At 64.3% G+C, this 17,909-nt stretch carries 14 protein-coding genes and 1 pseudogene; 9 read left to right on the top strand and 6 right to left on the bottom strand.

From position 1 onward, the window contains the following. The first annotated feature begins 40 nt into the window (after positions 1 to 40). From XH87_RS27290 to XH87_RS27310, 5 genes are all read left to right on the top strand, one after another. Positions 41 to 742 (top strand): response regulator transcription factor, encoded by a 702-nt coding sequence (locus XH87_RS27290; RefSeq protein ID WP_008542552.1) that lies wholly within the window; start codon positions 41 to 43, stop codon positions 740 to 742. A 203-nt stretch (positions 743 to 945) separates the two neighbouring features. Then, entirely contained in the window at positions 946 to 2,742 is a 1,797-nt protein-coding gene (locus XH87_RS27295) for a sensor histidine kinase (RefSeq protein WP_199763070.1), read from the top strand. Positions 2,743 to 2,753: 11 nt separating this feature from the next. Further along, positions 2,754 to 3,278, top strand: coding sequence for an HPr kinase/phosphorylase (locus XH87_RS27300; RefSeq protein ID WP_271589761.1), 525 nt, complete (start codon positions 2,754 to 2,756; stop codon positions 3,276 to 3,278). 133 nt (positions 3,279 to 3,411) lie between these two features. After that, positions 3,412 to 3,813, top strand: a complete 402-nt coding sequence (locus XH87_RS27305; protein ID WP_007597752.1) for a PTS sugar transporter subunit IIA — start codon at positions 3,412 to 3,414, stop codon at positions 3,811 to 3,813. Beyond that, complete coding sequence (locus tag XH87_RS27310) at positions 3,810 to 4,127, top strand: HPr family phosphocarrier protein (protein ID WP_271589596.1); 318 nt, start codon at positions 3,810 to 3,812, stop codon at positions 4,125 to 4,127. Before XH87_RS27305 ends, XH87_RS27310 begins: the two co-directional genes overlap by 4 nt. A gap of 145 nt (positions 4,128 to 4,272) precedes the next feature. On the opposite strand, the gene XH87_RS27315 is transcribed toward XH87_RS27310, so the two are convergent. Beyond that, positions 4,273 to 5,898 carry a glycosyltransferase family 39 protein gene (locus XH87_RS27315; RefSeq protein WP_271589597.1) on the bottom strand — a complete coding sequence of 542 codons (1,626 nt, stop codon included), beginning with the start codon at positions 5,896 to 5,898 and terminating at the stop codon, positions 4,273 to 4,275. Between the two features lie 115 nt (positions 5,899 to 6,013). Between XH87_RS27315 and lepA the strand changes: the two genes are divergently transcribed. Beyond that, entirely contained in the window at positions 6,014 to 7,825 is a 1,812-nt protein-coding gene (gene lepA / locus XH87_RS27320; RefSeq protein ID WP_035700612.1) for a translation elongation factor 4, read from the top strand. 295 nt (positions 7,826 to 8,120) lie between these two features. On the opposite strand, the gene XH87_RS27325 is transcribed toward lepA, so the two are convergent. From XH87_RS27325 to XH87_RS27335, 3 genes are read right to left on the bottom strand one after another with little or no spacing between them, the layout of a single operon-like run. Beyond that, the gene (locus XH87_RS27325) at positions 8,121 to 9,137 is read right to left on the bottom strand and encodes a methyltransferase (protein ID WP_442868307.1); all 1,017 of its coding nucleotides are present in this window, start codon (positions 9,135 to 9,137) and stop codon (positions 8,121 to 8,123) included. A gap of 25 nt (positions 9,138 to 9,162) precedes the next feature. Next, a complete protein-coding gene (locus XH87_RS27330; protein ID WP_271589599.1) occupies positions 9,163 to 10,137 on the bottom strand; it encodes a Bug family tripartite tricarboxylate transporter substrate binding protein in 975 nt (324 codons plus the stop codon). Continuing rightward, positions 10,134 to 11,108 carry a DUF1127 domain-containing protein gene (locus tag XH87_RS27335; protein ID WP_271589600.1) on the bottom strand — a complete coding sequence of 325 codons (975 nt, stop codon included), beginning with the start codon at positions 11,106 to 11,108 and terminating at the stop codon, positions 10,134 to 10,136. Before XH87_RS27335 ends, XH87_RS27330 begins: the two co-directional genes overlap by 4 nt. A 164-nt stretch (positions 11,109 to 11,272) precedes the next feature. Between XH87_RS27335 and XH87_RS27340 the strand changes: the two genes are divergently transcribed. Beyond that, positions 11,273 to 11,437: a hypothetical protein gene (locus XH87_RS27340; RefSeq protein WP_271589601.1), complete on the top strand. Its 165-nt coding sequence runs from the start codon at positions 11,273 to 11,275 to the stop codon at positions 11,435 to 11,437. A gap of 237 nt (positions 11,438 to 11,674) precedes the next feature. Further along, positions 11,675 to 12,004 (top strand): annotated as a pseudogene (locus tag XH87_RS27345) (winged helix-turn-helix domain-containing protein); the annotation flags it as partial. A gap of 885 nt (positions 12,005 to 12,889) precedes the next feature. Here XH87_RS27345 and XH87_RS27350 read toward each other — a convergent pair. Then, the gene (locus XH87_RS27350; RefSeq protein ID WP_271589602.1) at positions 12,890 to 14,113 is read right to left on the bottom strand and encodes an OpgC domain-containing protein; all 1,224 of its coding nucleotides are present in this window, start codon (positions 14,111 to 14,113) and stop codon (positions 12,890 to 12,892) included. Positions 14,114 to 14,493: 380 nt separating this feature from the next. Here XH87_RS27350 and XH87_RS27355 point away from each other — a divergent pair, with 380 nt between their 5' ends. After that, on the top strand, positions 14,494 to 15,648 hold the full coding sequence (locus XH87_RS27355; RefSeq protein WP_271589603.1) for an acyl-CoA dehydrogenase family protein: 1,155 nt from the start codon (positions 14,494 to 14,496) through the stop codon (positions 15,646 to 15,648). A 92-nt stretch (positions 15,649 to 15,740) separates the two neighbouring features. Here XH87_RS27355 and XH87_RS27360 read toward each other — a convergent pair whose 3' ends face one another. Beyond that, positions 15,741 to 17,885 carry a putative bifunctional diguanylate cyclase/phosphodiesterase gene (locus XH87_RS27360; RefSeq protein ID WP_442868317.1) on the bottom strand — a complete coding sequence of 715 codons (2,145 nt, stop codon included), beginning with the start codon at positions 17,883 to 17,885 and terminating at the stop codon, positions 15,741 to 15,743. Between the last annotated feature and the right edge of the window lie 24 nt (positions 17,886 to 17,909).

Raw genomic sequence — 17,909 nt, forward strand, 5'->3', positions numbered from 1 at the left:
TCAAGCCACGACCCAAACGGAAAGCAGAAAGCAGAGGCTCATGCCCACAATCGCTTTGGTCGACGACGACCGCAACATTCTCACATCCGTCTCGATCGCGCTGGAAGCCGAAGGCTACCGCATCATGACCTACACCGACGGCGCCTCCGCGCTCGACGGCTTCCGCACCACCCAGCCCGATCTTGCCATCCTCGACATCAAGATGCCGCGCATGGACGGCATGGAGACGCTGCGCCGTCTCAGGCAGAAATCCGACCTGCCGGTGATCTTCCTCACCTCGAAGGACGAGGAGATCGACGAATTGTTCGGCCTCAAGATGGGCGCCGACGACTTCATCCGCAAACCGTTCTCGCAGCGCCTCCTCGTCGAACGCGTCAAGGCGGTGCTACGCCGGTCGGCGCCCAAGGACCCGACCGTCGCGCCGAAGGAGAACGACGCCAAGGCGCTCGACCGCGGCCTGCTGCGCATGGATCCGGAACGCCATACCTGTACCTGGAAGAACGAGCCGGTGACGCTGACCGTCACCGAATTCCTGATCCTGCAGGCGCTCGCGACCCGGCCCGGCGTGGTGAAGAGCCGCAACGCGCTGATGGACGCCGCCTATGACGACCAGGTCTACGTCGACGACCGCACCATCGACAGCCACATCAAGCGGCTGCGCAAGAAGTTCAAGGTGGTCGACAACGAGTTCGAGATGATCGAGACGCTTTACGGCGTCGGCTACCGTTTCAAGGAAGCCTGAGGCTCACCCAGCTTCACGAAAGACGCGAGCATCGCCGGTTCCGATTCCATCGGGACCGGGATCGCTCCAAAGCGCGATGAGATCATCGCGCTTCAGGTTATCGTTTGAGCATGATCTTTTCGGAAAACCGCTACACACTTTTCCGGATCATGCTCTAGGATGCGGGGACCTTCTCGCAAGCTGTCCTAACGCGGGCGTAAGCATTGCTTGACCGAACGCAGCCTGATCCGAACCAGAGCGCCGGGGATATCGCATCCGACGGCGTTCCGGAGCACGTCGCCGATGACAAGCCGCAGGGCTGGCGGCCGCTGAACTGGGTAAAGCGCGCCGGGCAGTTCTTCTTCGCGCTGTCCTTCTCGAGCCTGACCCGCCGCATCGTCTCGCTCAACCTCGCCGGTCTCGTCGCGCTGGTGGCGAGCATCCTGTATCTGTCGCAATTCCGCGCCGGCCTGATCGATGCGCGCGCGCAGAGCCTTTTGGTGCAGGCCGAGATCATCGCCGGCGCGATCGCGGCCTCCGCGACCGTGCAGACCAACGCGATCACCATCGACCCCGACCGGCTGCTCGACCTCAAGCCGGGCGAGACCTATGGCGGCCCAGACGAATATTCGCCCCTGGACTTCCCGATCAACCCGGAGCGCGTGGCGCCGGTGCTGCGCACGCTGATCTCGCCGACCAAGACGCGCGCCCGCATCTACGACCCGAACGGCAGCCTGCTGGTCGACAGCCGCAATCTCGAAAACGTGCTGCGCTACGACCTGCCGCCGCCGGCCGAGAAGCCCGGTATCGTCGAGCGCGGCATGGTCGCGGTGCGCACCTGGCTGAACCGCGGCGACCTGCCGCTCTATCGCGAGCTCGGACCCGAGAACGGCAATGGCTATGCGGAGGTGAGCGACGCGCTTCAGGGCCAGAAGCGCTCGATGGTGCGGGTCAATGCGCGCGGCGAGGTGATCGTGTCGGTCGCGGTCCCCGTGCTGCGCTCGCGCGCGATCCATGGCGCCTTGATGCTGTCGACGCAAGGCGACGACATCGACCAGATGGTCACCGCCGAGCGCCTCGCCATCCTGAAGGTCGGCGGCGTCGCCGCCGCCGTCATGATCATGCTGTCGCTGTTGCTCGCGAGCACGATCGCCGGGCCCGTACGCCGGCTCGCCGACAGCGCCGAGCGCGTCCGCCGCCGCATCAAGGCCCGCATCGAGATTCCCGATTTCACGCGCCGCCGCGACGAGATCGGCCACCTCTCCGGCGCGCTGCGCGACATGACCAGCGCGCTCTACAGCCGCATCGAGGCGATCGAGATGTTTGCCGCCGACGTCGCCCATGAATTGAAGAATCCGCTGACGTCGCTGCGCTCGGCGGTCGAGACGCTGCCGCTTGCGCGCAACGAGACCAGCCGCGCGCGCCTGCTCGAGGTGATCGAGCACGACGTCAAGCGGCTCGACCGGCTGATCTCCGACATCTCCGACGCCAGCCGCCTCGATGCCGAATTGCAGCGCCAGGATGCGATCCCGGTCGACCTGCGCCGCCTGCTGACGACGCTGGCGTCAGTCGCCAATGAAACCAAGCTCGGCCACGACGTCGCGGTCGAGACGCGCTTCGAGGGCCGCAGCCCCACCGACGCCTTCGCCGTGACCGGCCACGATTCGCGGCTCGGGCAGGTGGTGTCCAACCTTCTCTCCAACGCACAATCGTTCTCGGAAGCCGGCAGCAAGGTGCGCCTCACTTGCCGCCGCGCGCGTGGCGAGATCGAGATCGTGGTCGACGACGACGGCCCCGGCATTCGCGACGACGCGCTGGAGCGCATCTTCGAGCGTTTCTACACCGACCGTCCGCATCAGGGTTTTGGCCAGAACTCAGGCCTCGGTCTGTCGATCTCCAAGCAGATCATCGAGGCCCATGGCGGACGCATCTGGGCGGAGAACCGTCCCGGCCCGCTGGATGCCGACGGCGCTCCGACCATTGCCGGCGCGCGCTTCGTGGTCAGGCTGCCGGCGCTATGAGCCAAGGTAGTTTGAACGATGGCGGGCCCAGCATTCACGCCTCCGCAGTCAAGGTCGGGGCTTTTGCCGTGCTGATCCGCGGGCCCTCGGGCTCCGGCAAGTCGCGGCTTGCCTTTGATCTGATCATGGCGGGCCGCTCGGGCGTGGTCGAAAGGGCCGTTCTGGTCGGTGATGACCGTGTCCATCTGGCGACAGTCGGCCATGAAATTGAGGTCCGCCCCGCGCCGGTATTGGCCGGCCTGATCGAGATCCGGGGCCTGGGAATCCGCCGCTGCGACTTCGTGGAGCATGCGACCGTCGGTCTCGTGGTCGATCTGGACGCCGCCGACGCGGAGCGCCTGCCTGCGGCGGAATCGTTGAAAACCAGCATTTCTGGTGTCGAAATACCGCGAATTCCCGTCGGGCGCGACCATTCGCCCCTCCCCTTGGTTGTTGCGGCCTTGACCACTACCAAGAGTTCATCTTCCGTTAACCCTTCCGGCGATTGTTTGAAGGGAAATGGTAACCATATGAACCCCACTATCGCGACCGAATAGACCGGCGCAGCTCCCCTTATCCATCCGTCTATATTCAGGGAGATACGCAACATCCCCTCTTGCGCGGGGGCTCTGGATGGTCAAAGTGGCGCGTTCGTGCGGTGCACCAAAAGCGCCCGCGAGGAGTTTTCCGATGATTGGTCTAGTACTTGTGACCCACGGGCGCCTTGCCGACGAATTCAAGGCGGCGCTTGAACATGTCATGGGTCCACAAAAGCAAATCGAAGCGATCACGATCGGCGCCGAAGATGATTCCGATCTCTGTCGAAGCGACATCATCGAGGCGGTCAATCGCGTCGATTCCGGTGACGGCGTTGCGATCCTTACCGACATGTTCGGCGGCACGCCCTCGAACCTTGCAATATCCTGCATGAGCCGCCCCAAGGTCGAAGTGCTCGCGGGCATCAATCTTCCCATGCTGGTGAAGCTCGCCAAGGTTCGCGAGGAGCGGCCGCTGCCGGACGCGATCGCGATGGCCCAGGAAGCGGGCCGCAAATACGTCACCATCGCCAGCCGCGTGCTCGCCGGCAAATGAGTGGCGAGGCGCCACAATCGGGAACCGGCGTGCCCGCTGGCGCGATCTCCAAGGATCTCCTGATCGTCAACAAGCGCGGCCTGCACGCCCGCGCCTCCGCGAAATTCGTCCAGGCGGTGGAGCGCTTCGATGCGCAGGTGTGGGTGACGCGCGGCGGCGAGACCGTCGGCGGCACCTCGATCATGGGCCTGATGATGCTCGCCGCTGGTCCCGGCACGACGATCACTGTGGCCGCCGCCGGCACGGATGCCGAAGCCGCGCTCGCGGCGATCACCGAGCTCGTCGAGAGCAAGTTCAACGAGGAAGGGACTTAGTCCTTCTCTCGTGTCCCGGACGCGGTGCAGCGCGTAGCGATGCGCCGCCGAGCCGGGATCCATGCATCACCGAACTGGACCCCGGATCAGCAGCGCACCGCTACGCGCTGCGCTTTGTCCGGGGAACGCCAGCTAGGTTGAACCACTATTTCGCCGGCGGCGCGATGTAGACGTTCCAGCTCATCGACGGACCGGCCTTGCCGTGGGTGAAGCGGCGCGTCGTCATCACGATGCGCTCGGCATTCGGCGCGGTCTCGGACACCCATTTCTCGAGCTTCGGCAGGCGTTCGTCGGTCGCATCGAACACGCCGATGAAGCCGTATCTCTTGACGTCGTCGAGCGAGGTCAGCCCGGAAGCCCAGGCTTCGTTCGGCGTGAACGGGCTGGGGTGATCGGGGCTGTAGAACACCATCGGCTGTATCGTTTCCATCGTTCCCACGACGACGGCCCAGCGCGAGGCGAAGCGCGCGTGCCAGGCCTGGGTCAGCTCGCGGGCCAGCTCCGAGCGCGCGCCATAGGTCGCGGTGTTGCCGGCATTGGCCGCCATCTCGCGCGCGGCGATCCAGGGCGAGGCGGCCAGCGTCGCGGCGCTGAGCACGAGCCAGATCGCGGCGATGTTGAACAGCACGGCGCCCTGCACCCGCAACGCGGGAATCGCGACCAGCGCGAGCGGGACCAGGAAGAACAGCGAGATGCCCCAATCGGTCTTCATGTAGATGCTGAAGACCAGCGCCCCGAGCGGCGGGCCGAACGCGACGATGATCTGGATGATCCAGACGTTGAGCGCCTGCGGGAGATTGACGCCGGAATTTCCGCCGCGCGCCCAGGCACGCGTGACGATGCGCAAGGGAGCGCGCAGCAGCAACCTGGCCCAAGGCGGCACCAGCGCCATGGCCAGCGCCGCGAGCGCCACCGGCAGCGCCAGCAGCGCGAAATTATGCACGAAGTAGCCGGCGACGAGCTGATGCACCTCGCTTTTGTCCTGGAGGCTGTAGGTGTCGCCGGCATAGGTCAGCGGCACGAAATGCACATCCGCCAGCCAGACGAGGTGCGGGATCAGCGCCAGCACCATCGTCACGATGGCCACCCACGGCGCCGGTGACAGCAGGAATCTTGCGCGATCCGGATGGATCAGCGCGGCAAGGCCGATGGCGCCGATCATGGTCAGCACCCAATATTTGGTCATCAGCGCCAAGGCGCCGGCAAGCCCGAGCCAGATGCCGGACTGCCAGCTCCGCTTCTCGAACGCGTTGAGATAGGCAAGCACGAGCAGCGGCAAGGTGACGAGCTGCAGCAGATCCGGGTTGTACTTGAAACCCTTGAAATTGAAGATCGGGTAGAGCGCGATCATCACCACGACGAGGAACGCGCGCCGCGCATCCACCACGCGCAAGCTCACGAGCCAGCAGATCACCATGCCGACGCTCACCGTCGCCATCGCGAGCGCATAGGTCGCCCAGTCCGCCGCCGGGAACGCCTTGAACCAGAGGCCGGCCACCCAGCCCGACAGCGGCGGATGCTTGCCGTAGCCCCAGAGGAATTTCTGGCCCCAGCCATAGGCTTCTGCGACGTCCATGTGAACGTCCTGCGCCGCCTTCAGATTGATCAGGATGAAGGTCCAGAGCACCGCATGCAGGATGGCGAGCTGGATCACCAGCCAGAGGCGCGTCTCGGGCCGGATCGCACAGGCAACCAGCCAGGCCCGGAAGCGGTCGTAACTCAAGCGGGTCTTCGCCCGCGCTCTGGCCGTGGGAAGAGAAGTGGTCGACATGGGGCGTTTGCGTAGCGCGTTTTGGCCCGTCTTGGAATCAGCTTGGCGTGAAGAAAGGCCCTGAAAATACAGCAATATGGTTGCCGCACGGGGATGTGAGTGGTATCCCGCGCCCATGACGACCGTCCCCATTTCCAACATCCGCAATTTCTCCATCGTCGCCCATATCGACCATGGCAAATCGACGCTGGCCGACCGCCTGATCCAGATGACCGGCGGCCTCTCCGACCGCGAGATGGCGGGCAAGGAGCAGGTGCTCGATTCCATGGACATCGAGCGCGAGCGCGGCATCACCATCAAGGCGCAGACGGTGCGCCTCTCGTATCGCGCCAAGGACGGCAAGGATTACATCTTCAACCTGATGGACACGCCCGGCCATGTCGACTTCGCCTACGAAGTCTCGCGGTCGCTGGCGGCGTGCGAAGGTTCCCTGCTGGTGGTCGACGCGAGCCAGGGCGTCGAGGCGCAGACGCTCGCCAACGTCTATCAGGCGCTCGACAACAATCACGAGATCGTCCCGGTCCTGAACAAGGTCGACCTGCCCGCGGCCGAGCCCGAGAAGGTCAAGCAGCAGATCGAGGACGTCATCGGCATCGACGCCTCCGACGCGGTGATGATCTCGGCCAAGACCGGCCTCGGCGTCCCCGACGTGCTGGAAGCCATCGTCACCCGTTTGCCGCCGCCGAAGGGCGATCGCGACGCGACCTTGAAGGCGCTTTTGGTCGACAGCTGGTACGACGTCTATCTCGGCGTCGTCGTGCTGGTGCGCATCGTCGACGGCACCATGAAGAAGGGCCAGCGCGTGCGCATGATGGGCACCGGCGCGGCCTACGATGTCGAGCGCGTCGGCTTCTTCACGCCGAAGATGCAGCAGGTCGACGAGCTCGGCCCCGGCGAGATCGGCTTCATCACCGCCGCGATCAAGGAAGTCGCCGACACCCGCGTCGGCGACACCATCACCGACGACAGGAAGCCGGTCACCGAAATGCTGCCGGGTTTCAAGCCGGCAATTCCGGTCGTGTTCTGCGGCCTGTTCCCGGTCGATGCCGACGATTTCGAGACGCTGCGCGCCGCCATGGGCAAGCTGCGGCTGAACGACGCCAGCTTCTCCTTTGAGATGGAAACCTCGGCCGCGCTCGGCTTCGGCTTCCGCTGCGGCTTCCTCGGGCTGTTGCACCTCGAGATCATCCAGGAGCGGCTGTCGCGCGAGTTCGACCTCAATCTGATCGCGACGGCGCCGAGCGTCATCTACAAGATGAAGCTCACCGACGGCACCGAGATCGAGATCCACAATCCCGTCGACATGCCCGACGTGGTCAAGATCGAGGAGATCCAGGAGCCCTGGATCGAGGCGACGATCATGACGCCGGACGAATATCTCGGCAGCGTGCTGAAGCTGTGCCAGGACCGCCGCGGCTCGCAGAAGGAGCTGACCTATGTCGGCTCCCGCGCCATGGTGAAATACGATTTGCCGCTCAACGAGGTCGTGTTCGACTTCTACGACCGCCTGAAGTCGGTCTCCAAGGGCTACGCCTCGTTCGACTATCACCTGACCGACTACAAGCCGGCCGATCTCGTCAAGATGCAGATCCTGGTCAATGCCGAGCCGGTCGATGCGCTCTCGATGCTGGTCCACCGCACCCGTGCCGAGGGGCGCGGCCGCGCCATGGTCGAGAAGATGAAGGAGCTGATCCCGCCGCACATGTTCCAGATCCCGATCCAGGCGGCGATCGGCGGCAAGGTGATCGCCCGCGAGACGGTGCGCGCGCTGCGCAAGGACGTCACCGCGAAATGCTACGGCGGCGACATCACCCGTAAACGAAAACTTCTGGAGAAGCAGAAGGAAGGCAAGAAGAAGATGCGGCAGTTCGGCAAGGTCGACATCCCGCAGGAAGCGTTCATCGCCGCGCTGAAGGTGGATAGCTGAGGCGGGGATGGCCGGGTCAAGTTCGGCCATGGCGACGAAGGCGAAACCAAATTTCGTGACAGGACAGGTCTGATCCGAGCCGTTCTGGCCCGGACAACTAACCCGGACAACCAAAATGTCGAAAACAACCCCATGCACAGTAGACGGGGGCTTGTTGGGATTGAACTTTTTCGATTATCGGAATTCCGTTTGACCCGTCGGGCAAGACAGGGGGATGATGCCAGGATCGCAACGTATGTGACCGGCAGCGCCGGAGAACGCGACGCGGCACATTGAGGCTCGGTAGTTGGCGCAGTCAGTGTCCAACCTTTATGAATTGGAGCAAGCTGAACGAGCCGATACCACTCGTGCCGACGAAGGCAAAGCCGGCCGGGATGGCCAGCCTGAGATACTCGGCTTCCGTCCGCTCGCAACCGCCGGGCCCCCTCAGCATGTTGAGGTCGCTCATGGCGCAGGAGCGGTCCTGGGCCTCGGTCGTGGCAAGCTCCGGCATGATCCGCTCGATCACAATCAACGTTCCACTGGCCGGCAGCGCATCCCGGCAGTTGCGCAGAATGACCTCGCAACGATCGTCCTTCCAATTGTGCAGGATGCTCTTCATCAGGATCGTGTCCGCGCCGCCCGGAACCCTTTCAAAGAAACTTCCGGCGACGAAACGGCAACGATCGGCGATGCCAAGCCGGTCAAAATGCGCATGCGCTCCAGCCTCGCAGCGCGCAAGGTCGAAGGCGATGCCCTCGAGATGTGGGTTGTGCATGAGTACACTGCCGATCAATTCGCCGGTGCCGGCACCGAGGTCCATGACAACGCGCGCGACCGCGAAGTCGTGGGCTGCAACGATCCTTGGAACAATGGACAGGGTGAGGTTGGCCATCGCGGCGTTGAACCGGCGGTTCCATTCCGGCGCATTGCTTGTCGCGGCATAGCGATCGTCGCCGTCGCCGCGCAACTCGCCCGCGCTCTTCCCGGAGCGAACCGAGTCGACCAGTCCGCTCCAGGACTGCGCCAGCATTTCGCCCTCAAAGAGAACCCAGTCCTTGAATGATGGATCGGCGGCCTCGTCGAGCTGCCGCCCGAGATCGGTCATGGCAAACCGGTCCCGGTCCACCTGCCTGCACAGGCCAAGTGTCGTCAGGCCCACGAGCAACCTGCGCAGCGCGCTTGCATCGACGGACACCAGCCGGGCGAGTTCGGACACCGATTTCACCTCATCGCCGATCGCCTCGGCGAGATTGAGCTTCGCCGCCGCATAGATCACCGCGGTGATGCGATGCGACTGCACGAGATCATGCACGGACGCCCGCTGGCTCATGTGTTGCCTCCTGTCAAATGCCGCTTCAGTCGGTCGGGACGAACCCCGTTGCCTCGACGATCGCCTTCCACCGGTCGGATTCGGATGCGATCAGCCGGGCGAAGTCTCCCATGGCGATCGCGTCGGGTTCGACAGCCAGCTTTGCCATGCCGGCCCTGACCTCGTCGGTGCGCAAGGCCGCCTGGATTGCGGCATTGAGCTTGCTGACGATCGGCGCCGGTGTCTTGGCCGGAACGAAAAACGCAAACCATGTGAGGTCCTCGAGCGAGGGATATCCGGCCTCCCGCACCGTTGGCACCGCTGGAACAAACGGGCAGCGGCGCGGCCCGGTGGTCGCCAGCGCGCGGAGATCACCGGACTGGACGAGCCCGAGCGAGCTGCCGATCGGCATGACGGTCGCAGCAATCACGCCCTTGACCAGATCCTGAATCGCGCCACCACCCTGATAGGGCACGTGAAGAAAGTCGAAGCCGGCGGTGCGGCCCAGCATCGTGCCGAGAAAATGCAGCGTGGTTCCGGCGCCCGGCGTGCCAAAGGTGGCGAGCTTCGGATTGGCGCGGCACCAGGCCACGAAATCCGCCAGCGTCTCGACGTCGGCCGGCATCTTCGGTCCGACCGTCAGCAATGTCGGCGACGAGGCGACGGTCGACACCGGCGTGAAATCCCGCGGATGGTATCTCAGATTCTTGTAGACGTGCGGAAAGAATATCATGAACCCGAGCGGCGCGAACAGCATGGCCGATCCATCCGCGTCGGCGCCCTTAACAGCCTCCACCGCGATGCGACCGCCTGCGCCCGGCCGGGTCTCAACCACGATGGCTTCCGCATAGCCGCTCATCTGTCCGGCCACGAGCCGCGCCATGGCGTCCTGCAGCCCGGGCGAGAAGCCCGTCACGATGTGTACGGTCTTTGAGAGCGGCTGTGCGAGCGCGCGCGGCACAAGATGCGTGGCGGTGAGCGCGGCAGCGGCGGTCGACAGCACGTCACGACGCGTGATCATCGCCTGTCTCCCTGACCAAGGCCGACGCTTCCGCGCGGGTTCTCCCTTTCGAACCTGACTATCGCGGCAGCATCCGCAGGCTCGGATGTATCGGGTCGCACGAACACAAAACGGGACATCGCAGATATCTGCGCGTCCTCACGGCCATCCTGGCCGATCAGGATGAGGCCTGCTCCGCCATTGGCTACCGTCAGGACGACCGCTTCACCCGTCCACGTCTCGATAGGCTCCATCCCAATGATGAGAAACTCACCGATCGGCTGGTCCAAATATTGAAGTCTCAGCTGGGGCGCGATTTCGGGCGGCGCCAGAACGAAGCCGAGCTCTTGCGCGCGCGCATAGATCTCCCGCAGCGACGATGTCTCGCCTCGAAAGCCGAGCTCGGCAACCGACACGGTAACAAGCATGACTGCCGCCTTCCTGCTGCTCAGAGTAAAGGCCGGTCCGGCCAGTATCTCAGCCGCCGCGTTTCCGACGCCGCACCCCATTTCACTCATCGCGTTGCGAAGAGCGAAAGTATCCGTGAACGTACCGGTCAGGATCGTCTTCCACACTGAAACATCTGCAGCGTGGCCAACCGGAATGGCCGACCCAGGAGCTGGCGGAACTGATTTGACCGCCAGATGTCTTCGCAGGACATCTTGCGCAGTGCATTGAGCCTCGGCGCGATTTGCGGAAATCAGGCCAAGCAGGTGAAAGAGCAACAAGATCGCAAGCGCATTGCCAATGCGCCGGTGTGTCGAACAATGGGGCCTTGCCCTGGCTTGCTGCAAGGCAATGTAGTCAATCTCTGCGCGCGTCGCGCCGATATCCATCAGCTCCCGATCGCTGAGGGCAGAGAGAGCGGTTCGTACCCTCCGCCGTCTGCGGCGTTCCTGCCATGCACTCCAGAGCCGCAGGAAAAGGGTGGCAGCCTGTTGCGCAGGTGTGGCAGTCCGTCGCACCGGTGCAACGCCGTGGATGGCACTCATCGGCGATATCCCTTGGCGATACCTCTACCGATGGCAGGATGCCAGGATGTCGCCAGACACGCTTGACGGGCGGCTTACATTTTCCTGACCAGCGGCTTACTTTACGCCCCACCAGGTGCACGGGCGGCTTCATCCAACGGAGTGTTGGCTACAGGAGTGGCAACTTGCGCCATCTCTTCGATGAATACCTGCTCGACACGGACCGGCGCGAGCTGCAACGCGGGGCTGATGCTGTTCCCGTTGCGCCACAGGTCTTCGACTTTCTCGACTACTTGACAACTCACGGGGCGGCGTGCGCGAGCGCAACGATCCGTGCTGCAAGCGCTTGAATGCAATCCAGATCTTCGTGCCAATCTGCGGAATCTGGCGCCGTTTCGCCGCGCAGATGACTTCGCGATCTTCGCGGAGGCTCTCCGCGAGGCGGGCCTTCCAGACAGGCGCGACGCTGCGCCCCCGGACGGGGCGGACTGCTTCGCGGCTTACATTTTCCCCGCCGAAGGCCTATTGTCCGCGGACAACTGCTCCCGCGCCCTCGGAGGATGGAGGGCAGGCCTGGAAATGGTGCCATGCGCTATTTCTTCGAGGACTGTGCGTTGGATACCGAGCGGCGCGAATTGCGACGCGGACCCGATGTCGTGCCGACGACACCCCAGGTTCTCGATCTGCTCGAACATCTGATCCGCAGCCGGGATCGCGTCGTCAGCAAAGACGATCTCGTCAACGCGATCTGGAATGGTCGAATCGTATCCGATGCCGCGCTGACGACGCGGCTGAACGCCGTCCGACGCGCGATCGGCGACTCCGGCCAGCAACAACGTCTTATCAAGACATTTCCGCGAAAGGGCTTTCGTTTCGTGGGCGTCGTGCACGATGAGGATCGACGACCAGCAACCGCTGCAGCGGCTACGGCTCTGGTGACGTCTGCCAGCGCTGTCGGCGGACGGCGATCCGCTGGCCGGCTGGAGGACCTCAGAGGTCGTCTGAAGCTCGTCGGCAGAGTGCTGGCGTCGATCGCCGCCATCGGCGCAATCGCCGGCGGCGCTGCCGGATACTGGAATGTCTGGAACGCGGTCCGCACTGATGCAAAACGGGAAGCTCAAAACATCCAAGGACAACCGACAGTCAGGCCCGAGATCGCGCCTCGTCTCTCTCTCGTCGTGTTGCCCTTCGCCAGCCTCAACGACGATCGGGCGCAGGACTCCTTTGCCGACGTTATCTCGACAGATTTGACGACCGATCTCGCGCGAACGGCCGCCACCATGGTTGTCGGACGCGATACTGCCTTCACCTACAGGAAGAAGCCGCTCGATTTGCAGCAGCTCGGGACGAATCTCGGCATCCGCTGGGCCGTGCAGGGCGCGGAGAGGCGCAACGGAGACCGGGTGCGGGTCAACGTATCTCTCACCGACCTTCAGACCACCCGTGACATCTGGTCAGATCGGTTCGACGGCGACCTCGCAAATCTGGCCGTCCTGCGCGAGACCATCACAGCGCGGCTCCTCTGCGTCGCACACCTGCACCTCCGCCAATATGAGGAAGCCTTCCAACAGTGCAGCCGCTCCTTGAATATGACCGGCGCGGACTTTCAAGCCTACATGAGTCTGATCTCGGCCCTCGGGTGGACGCAAATGGAACGGACACGCGGAGGCAACGAAACTGCGGCGCAAAACACATCCTGAGTCCACGTGACTGCGATCCATGACACGTGCGGGCCATCGCTCGATCTCGGCCGCATCGCGGCCTGACGGTGGAATATTGCACCCGAGCATTCGCGTTCAAAGTTACAACGGCCTGAGATTGGGAAACATGCCGCGATCGATTGCGGCGAGCGATATCGCCAGGGCGCTCATCAGGCCCAGGCCCAGGAGCGTGACCAGCGTTTGCGATGCCAGGCTGTTCGAGCCCAGGCCGAGCAGCGCATGAGCTGCAAAGGACAGCAGAACACTGGCGCAATAGATCGCGAGCGAATACTCGCCGCATCGTATCAGCGGCCGCAATGCTCCGGCCTTCAAGATGCCGGCATTGCTCGGAAGGAGGCGCCAACAGAGCAGTGCGAGCGCGGCAAAATGCAACAATCGCAGGATATCGAGATTGGTCTTGTCGACCGGATAGATCAGACGCGACAGCCACCCCGGCACATAGGCTTCGATCGCGTGGATCTGCCAGCCCAGGGTGATCACGAACGAGAACAGCACGTAGCCCACCGCCAGCGCAGCAAGAGCCCGGGACTTGAGAACGGCAAGTTGCCAAGCGCCGCGGTTTGCGCCCCACCAGATACCGATCACGAACAGCAACTGCCAGTTCAACGGATTGAAATAGAGTTGCCCCCTTGGATAGGCCGGAATGTACCAGTCAAACAGATGGGCAAGGACGTAAAGAGCCACTGATCCGGTCAGGGCCAACTTCCAGGCCCGAATCGTCAAAGGCAGGATCAGGATGAGCGCGAAGTGGAGTATGACCATCAATAACAGAGGGTCCAGATTGACCGGAGAATAGCGCAACAGTGCCGCCTGAAGCAGTGTTTCCCTGGGCTTTTGCAGCAGGATGGCCAGGTTGGCGTGATCGAGCATGTCGGGCTGCCATACCGCGATGTAGGACACCACCACCAACAACAGGACGACGGTCAGAATTTGCGCGATATAGATTTCGAACGAACGCCGCAACATGCGCAGGCCCGCAACCGCAAAGCCAAACCGGCGAAACAGGTCACCATATACGATGCCGGACGCGAGGCCCGACAAGAACACGAGAATTTCTGCCGCATCACTGAAGCCGAAGTTCTTGGGCGTGAACCTGTTCAGATAGACTTCCGGGATGTGGTCGATAAAGATCCACCATAGCGAGAGTCCGCGAAACAGGTCGATCCGAAGATCCCGCTCCACCAGGGGTGGCGGTATGGTCGCAATCCACTTCACGCCCGCGCGCTGCCTCTCTTGATCGGAGCGCTCGCCGCGGCGGGCGCCTGCCTGGCCGGTGCGGTGGTATCGTAGTCGCCGGCTCTTCACGTCAATCGACCGTTAAGGGTACATTGCCGCGCTGCTACGGTCCAGAAAGCACGCCGCCGCAGTTGCCATCATCGCCGAGACATGCCGAGGATGCGGGCGACGCCCTCATTTCCGCCCTGCATCGGCCGGCCTGGCCGCAGCAGCGTGAGCGGCGGCGTCGCCGCAAGTATCCGATGTCGCATCGTGTTTCTCCCGAGGTTTCGCATTCGCCGCGATTGTGGGGATCGCCCGGAGACTTCGACTTGACACATGTCAACCGAACCGCCGCGGCAGGCCATGACACGTTCATTCCGGCCGACGCCCATCGCCTTGATCCCATCAGCCAAATGGACCAACATCGCGCCTCTACCGCTCACGGCAGAAGGAGCGAGACAACGCGGATGTCCGAGCTTCCCGGATTTGGTCTGGTCGAGCGGGCGCGAGCGATCGCGCCACTGATTGCGCGCGAGGCCGACGAGATCGAGCGGACGCGGCGGCTGACGCCCGACGTCGTGGCTGCGCTGATCCAGAACGGGCTCTACCGCGCGCTGCTGCCGCAAAGCCTCGGCGGCGCCGAGGCCCCCATCGAAGCCTTCATGCAGATGCTGGAGGAAATCGCCAAGGCGGATGCGTCCGCCGCCTGGTGCATCGGCCAGTGCGGCGTCTGCGCGATGATCGCGGCCTGGCTCGACCACGATGCCGCGCAGGAAATATTCAACACCCCGCCCGGCATCCTCGCCTGGGGCGCGGTAGCGCATGAGGCGCGCGCGGTCGAGGGCGGCTATCGCGTCACCGCGCGCTGGGACCTTGCCTCGGGCTCGCGGCAGGCGAACTGGCTCGGGGCGCATGTCCGCATCGTCGGGGCTGACGGCGTGCCGCGCAAGTATGCCGACGGATCGCCGGAGGTGCGCACGATCCTGTTTCCGGTTGCGAGCGCGACCTTGCACGACGTCTGGCAGGCGATCGGGCTCGCGGGCACCGGCACGGATTCCTATGAGGTGAACGACCTCTTCGTCCCCGAGCGATTCACGGCGTTTCGCGACGTGCCGTCGGCGCTGCGCGAGAAAGGCGCGCTCTACAGGATCGGCACCGGCTCGACCTTCAGCCTCGGCTTTGCCGCAGTGTCGCTGGGCGTCGCGCGCGCCACGCTGGATGCCGCTGTCGCGCTGGCGCGTGGAAAGCATCAGTCGCTTGCGGCCGGCGCCATGCGGGACAACCAGGCCGTCCAGGGGCTGATCGGCCGCACCGAGGGCAATTTGCGCGCCGCCCGCGCCTATCTCTACGCGACGGCGGATGCGATGTGGCGCGATCTTGCTGCGACCGGCGAGTTCAGCGCGGCGCATCGCAGTGCGGTCCGGCTAGCGGCAACCTGGACCATCCATCAATCGGCAAAGGTGGTGGATACCGCCTATCACATGGCAGGCGCCACGGCCGTGTTCCGCAGCCAGCCGTTCGAGCGACGCCTCCGCGACATGCATGCGATCGCCCAGCAGATCCAGGCGCGGGATGCGCATTACGAGGATGTGGGGAAGGCGATTTTGGCAGGGGGACGCTGAATGGCCGCCGCAACGATGGTGCGCTCCCTCTCCCGCAAGCAAGCGGGAGAGCTTGATGGAGAGAGCGGTGCGTCCCTCAGGTCAGTAGCCGCTCACGCCACCAACGCCGCGTCCTCGTCGCCATCGATGCCGCGCTGCGCCTGCAAGAGGCTGACGATCTCCGCATTCGGCCGGGCCTTGCTGAACAGAAAGCCCTGGCCTTCGTGACAGCCTTCGGCGCGGAGGCAGCTGAGTTCGGCTTCGGTTTCGACGCCTTCGGCGGTGATGGTGACGCCCAGGCCCTTGCCGAGGCTGACGATGGAACGGATGATCGCCTGCGCCTCGCGATTGGCCCCTAAATCGCGCACGAAGGATTGGTCGATCTTGATCTTGTCGAAGGGGAAGCTGCGCAGATAGCTGAGGCTGGAATAGCCGGTGCCGAAATCGTCCATGGAGATGCGCACCCCGAGCGCGCGCAGGGCGTGCAGCGTCGCCAGCACCTGCGCGCTCTTCTCCAGCAGCAGCGTCTCGGTGATCTCGAGCTCGAGCCGGCGCGGCGGCAGGCCGGAATGTTTCAGCGCGTCCGTCACCACCGAAAGCAGATTGCCGCTGCGGAACTGCAGCGGCGACAGGTTGACGGCGACGTGGACGTCGTCGGGCCAGGCGGCGGCATCCTGGCACGCCCGGCGCAGCATCTGCCCGCCGAGGGGATTGATCAGGCCAGTGTCCTCGGCGACCGGAATGAATTCGGCCGGCGAGACCATGCCGCGCTCGGCATGCGGCCAGCGCACCAGCGCCTCGAAGCCGGTGATGCGGCCGCTCTGGAGATCGATCAGCGGCTGGTAATAGGGACGGAGCACGTCGTTCTGGATGGCGTCGCGCAGCTCGACCTCGATCTTGCGGCGACTCTGCGCTTTCGCATCCAGCGCGGCCTCGAAGAAGGCGAAGGTGCCGCGCGCGTCCAGCTTGGCGCGCGACAGCGCCATGTCGGCGCTCTTGAGCAGCTTCTCGGAATCATCGCCGTCGCCGGGCGCCATCGCAATGCCGATCGAGGCGCCGATCACCACGGAATGGCCGTCGAGCAGATAGGGATCGGCGATGGCCTCCAGCAGGCGCTTGGCGAGCATCACCGCGTCCTCGGGACGCGTCAGGCCGCTCTGCACGATCGCGAACTCGTCGGAATTCAGCCGCGCCAGCGCGTCCTCTTCGCGCAGGGTCGAACGCAACCGCTTGGCGACGCCGCGCAGGAGCTTGTCGCCGACCGCATGTCCCAGCGTGTCGTTGACCGCCTTGAAATTGTCGAGCCCCAGCATCAGCACCGCGACCTTCTCGGCGCTGCGACGCGTGTGCACGAGCATCTCGTCGATCTGCTGGCGCAGCAGCGTGCGGTTCGGCAGGCCGGTCAGCCCGTCATGCTGGGCCATGAAGGCGAGCCGCGCCTCGGCGCGCTTGCGTTCGGTGATGTCCATCAGCGCGAGCAGCGCCGCCGGTCGCTCGGCATAAGTCAGCTCGCGGGAGTAGATCGCAAGGTCGATCAGCGTCCCGTCGGCCTTGACATGCTTCCAGGTGCGGCCGGCCTGTTCCTCGCCGGTCGCATCGGCGGTCCAGGGCGGCTCGCTGTCGAAGGCCTGCAGGGAGCGGACCTTCAGCTTTTCGAACTCCGCCCGGCTGTAGCCGTAATGGGCGACCGCGGCATCGTTGACGCCGAGAATGCGCTCATCGTCGAGCGCGCAGACGATCATGGGCACGGGATTGCCGTCGAACAGCAGGCGGAACGAGGCCTCGCGCTGCTTCAATTCGGTGATGTCGACGCGCAGGCCGACGACGCCGCCGTCGTCGGTCAGGCGCTCGTCGATCAGGATGACGCGACCGTCCGACAGCTTCTGCTCGTGGCGCGCACCGGGCTGATAGAGCTTTTGCAGACGTTCGGCGATCCACTCGTCCTCATGACCGATGGCCTCGGGATAGTCGCCGCGGGCGACGCCGATGCGCAGCGTGTCTTCGAGGCGCGCGCCTTCCTCGAACAGATCGGCGGTCTTGCTGTAGATCTCGGCGTATTTCCTATTCCAGAGGAGGTAACGGCCTTCGGCATCGAGGAACACGATGCCCTGCGGCAGGATATCGATGGCCTGGCGCAGGCGTTCATGGGATTTGCGTGCTTCCGCAATCGCGGCTTCCGCCTCGGCGCGGCTGCGCAGGACCTCGTCGCGCTCGACAGGGTCTCGCGGCGCGCACGCGAAACGCGGCTTGCGCGCCATCCTGCCGGCGCGGGCAAGCACGCT

The organism is Bradyrhizobium sp. CCBAU 53415 (assembly GCF_028128735.1).
In the GTDB taxonomy this organism is placed as follows: Bacteria; Pseudomonadota; Alphaproteobacteria; order Rhizobiales; family Xanthobacteraceae; genus Bradyrhizobium.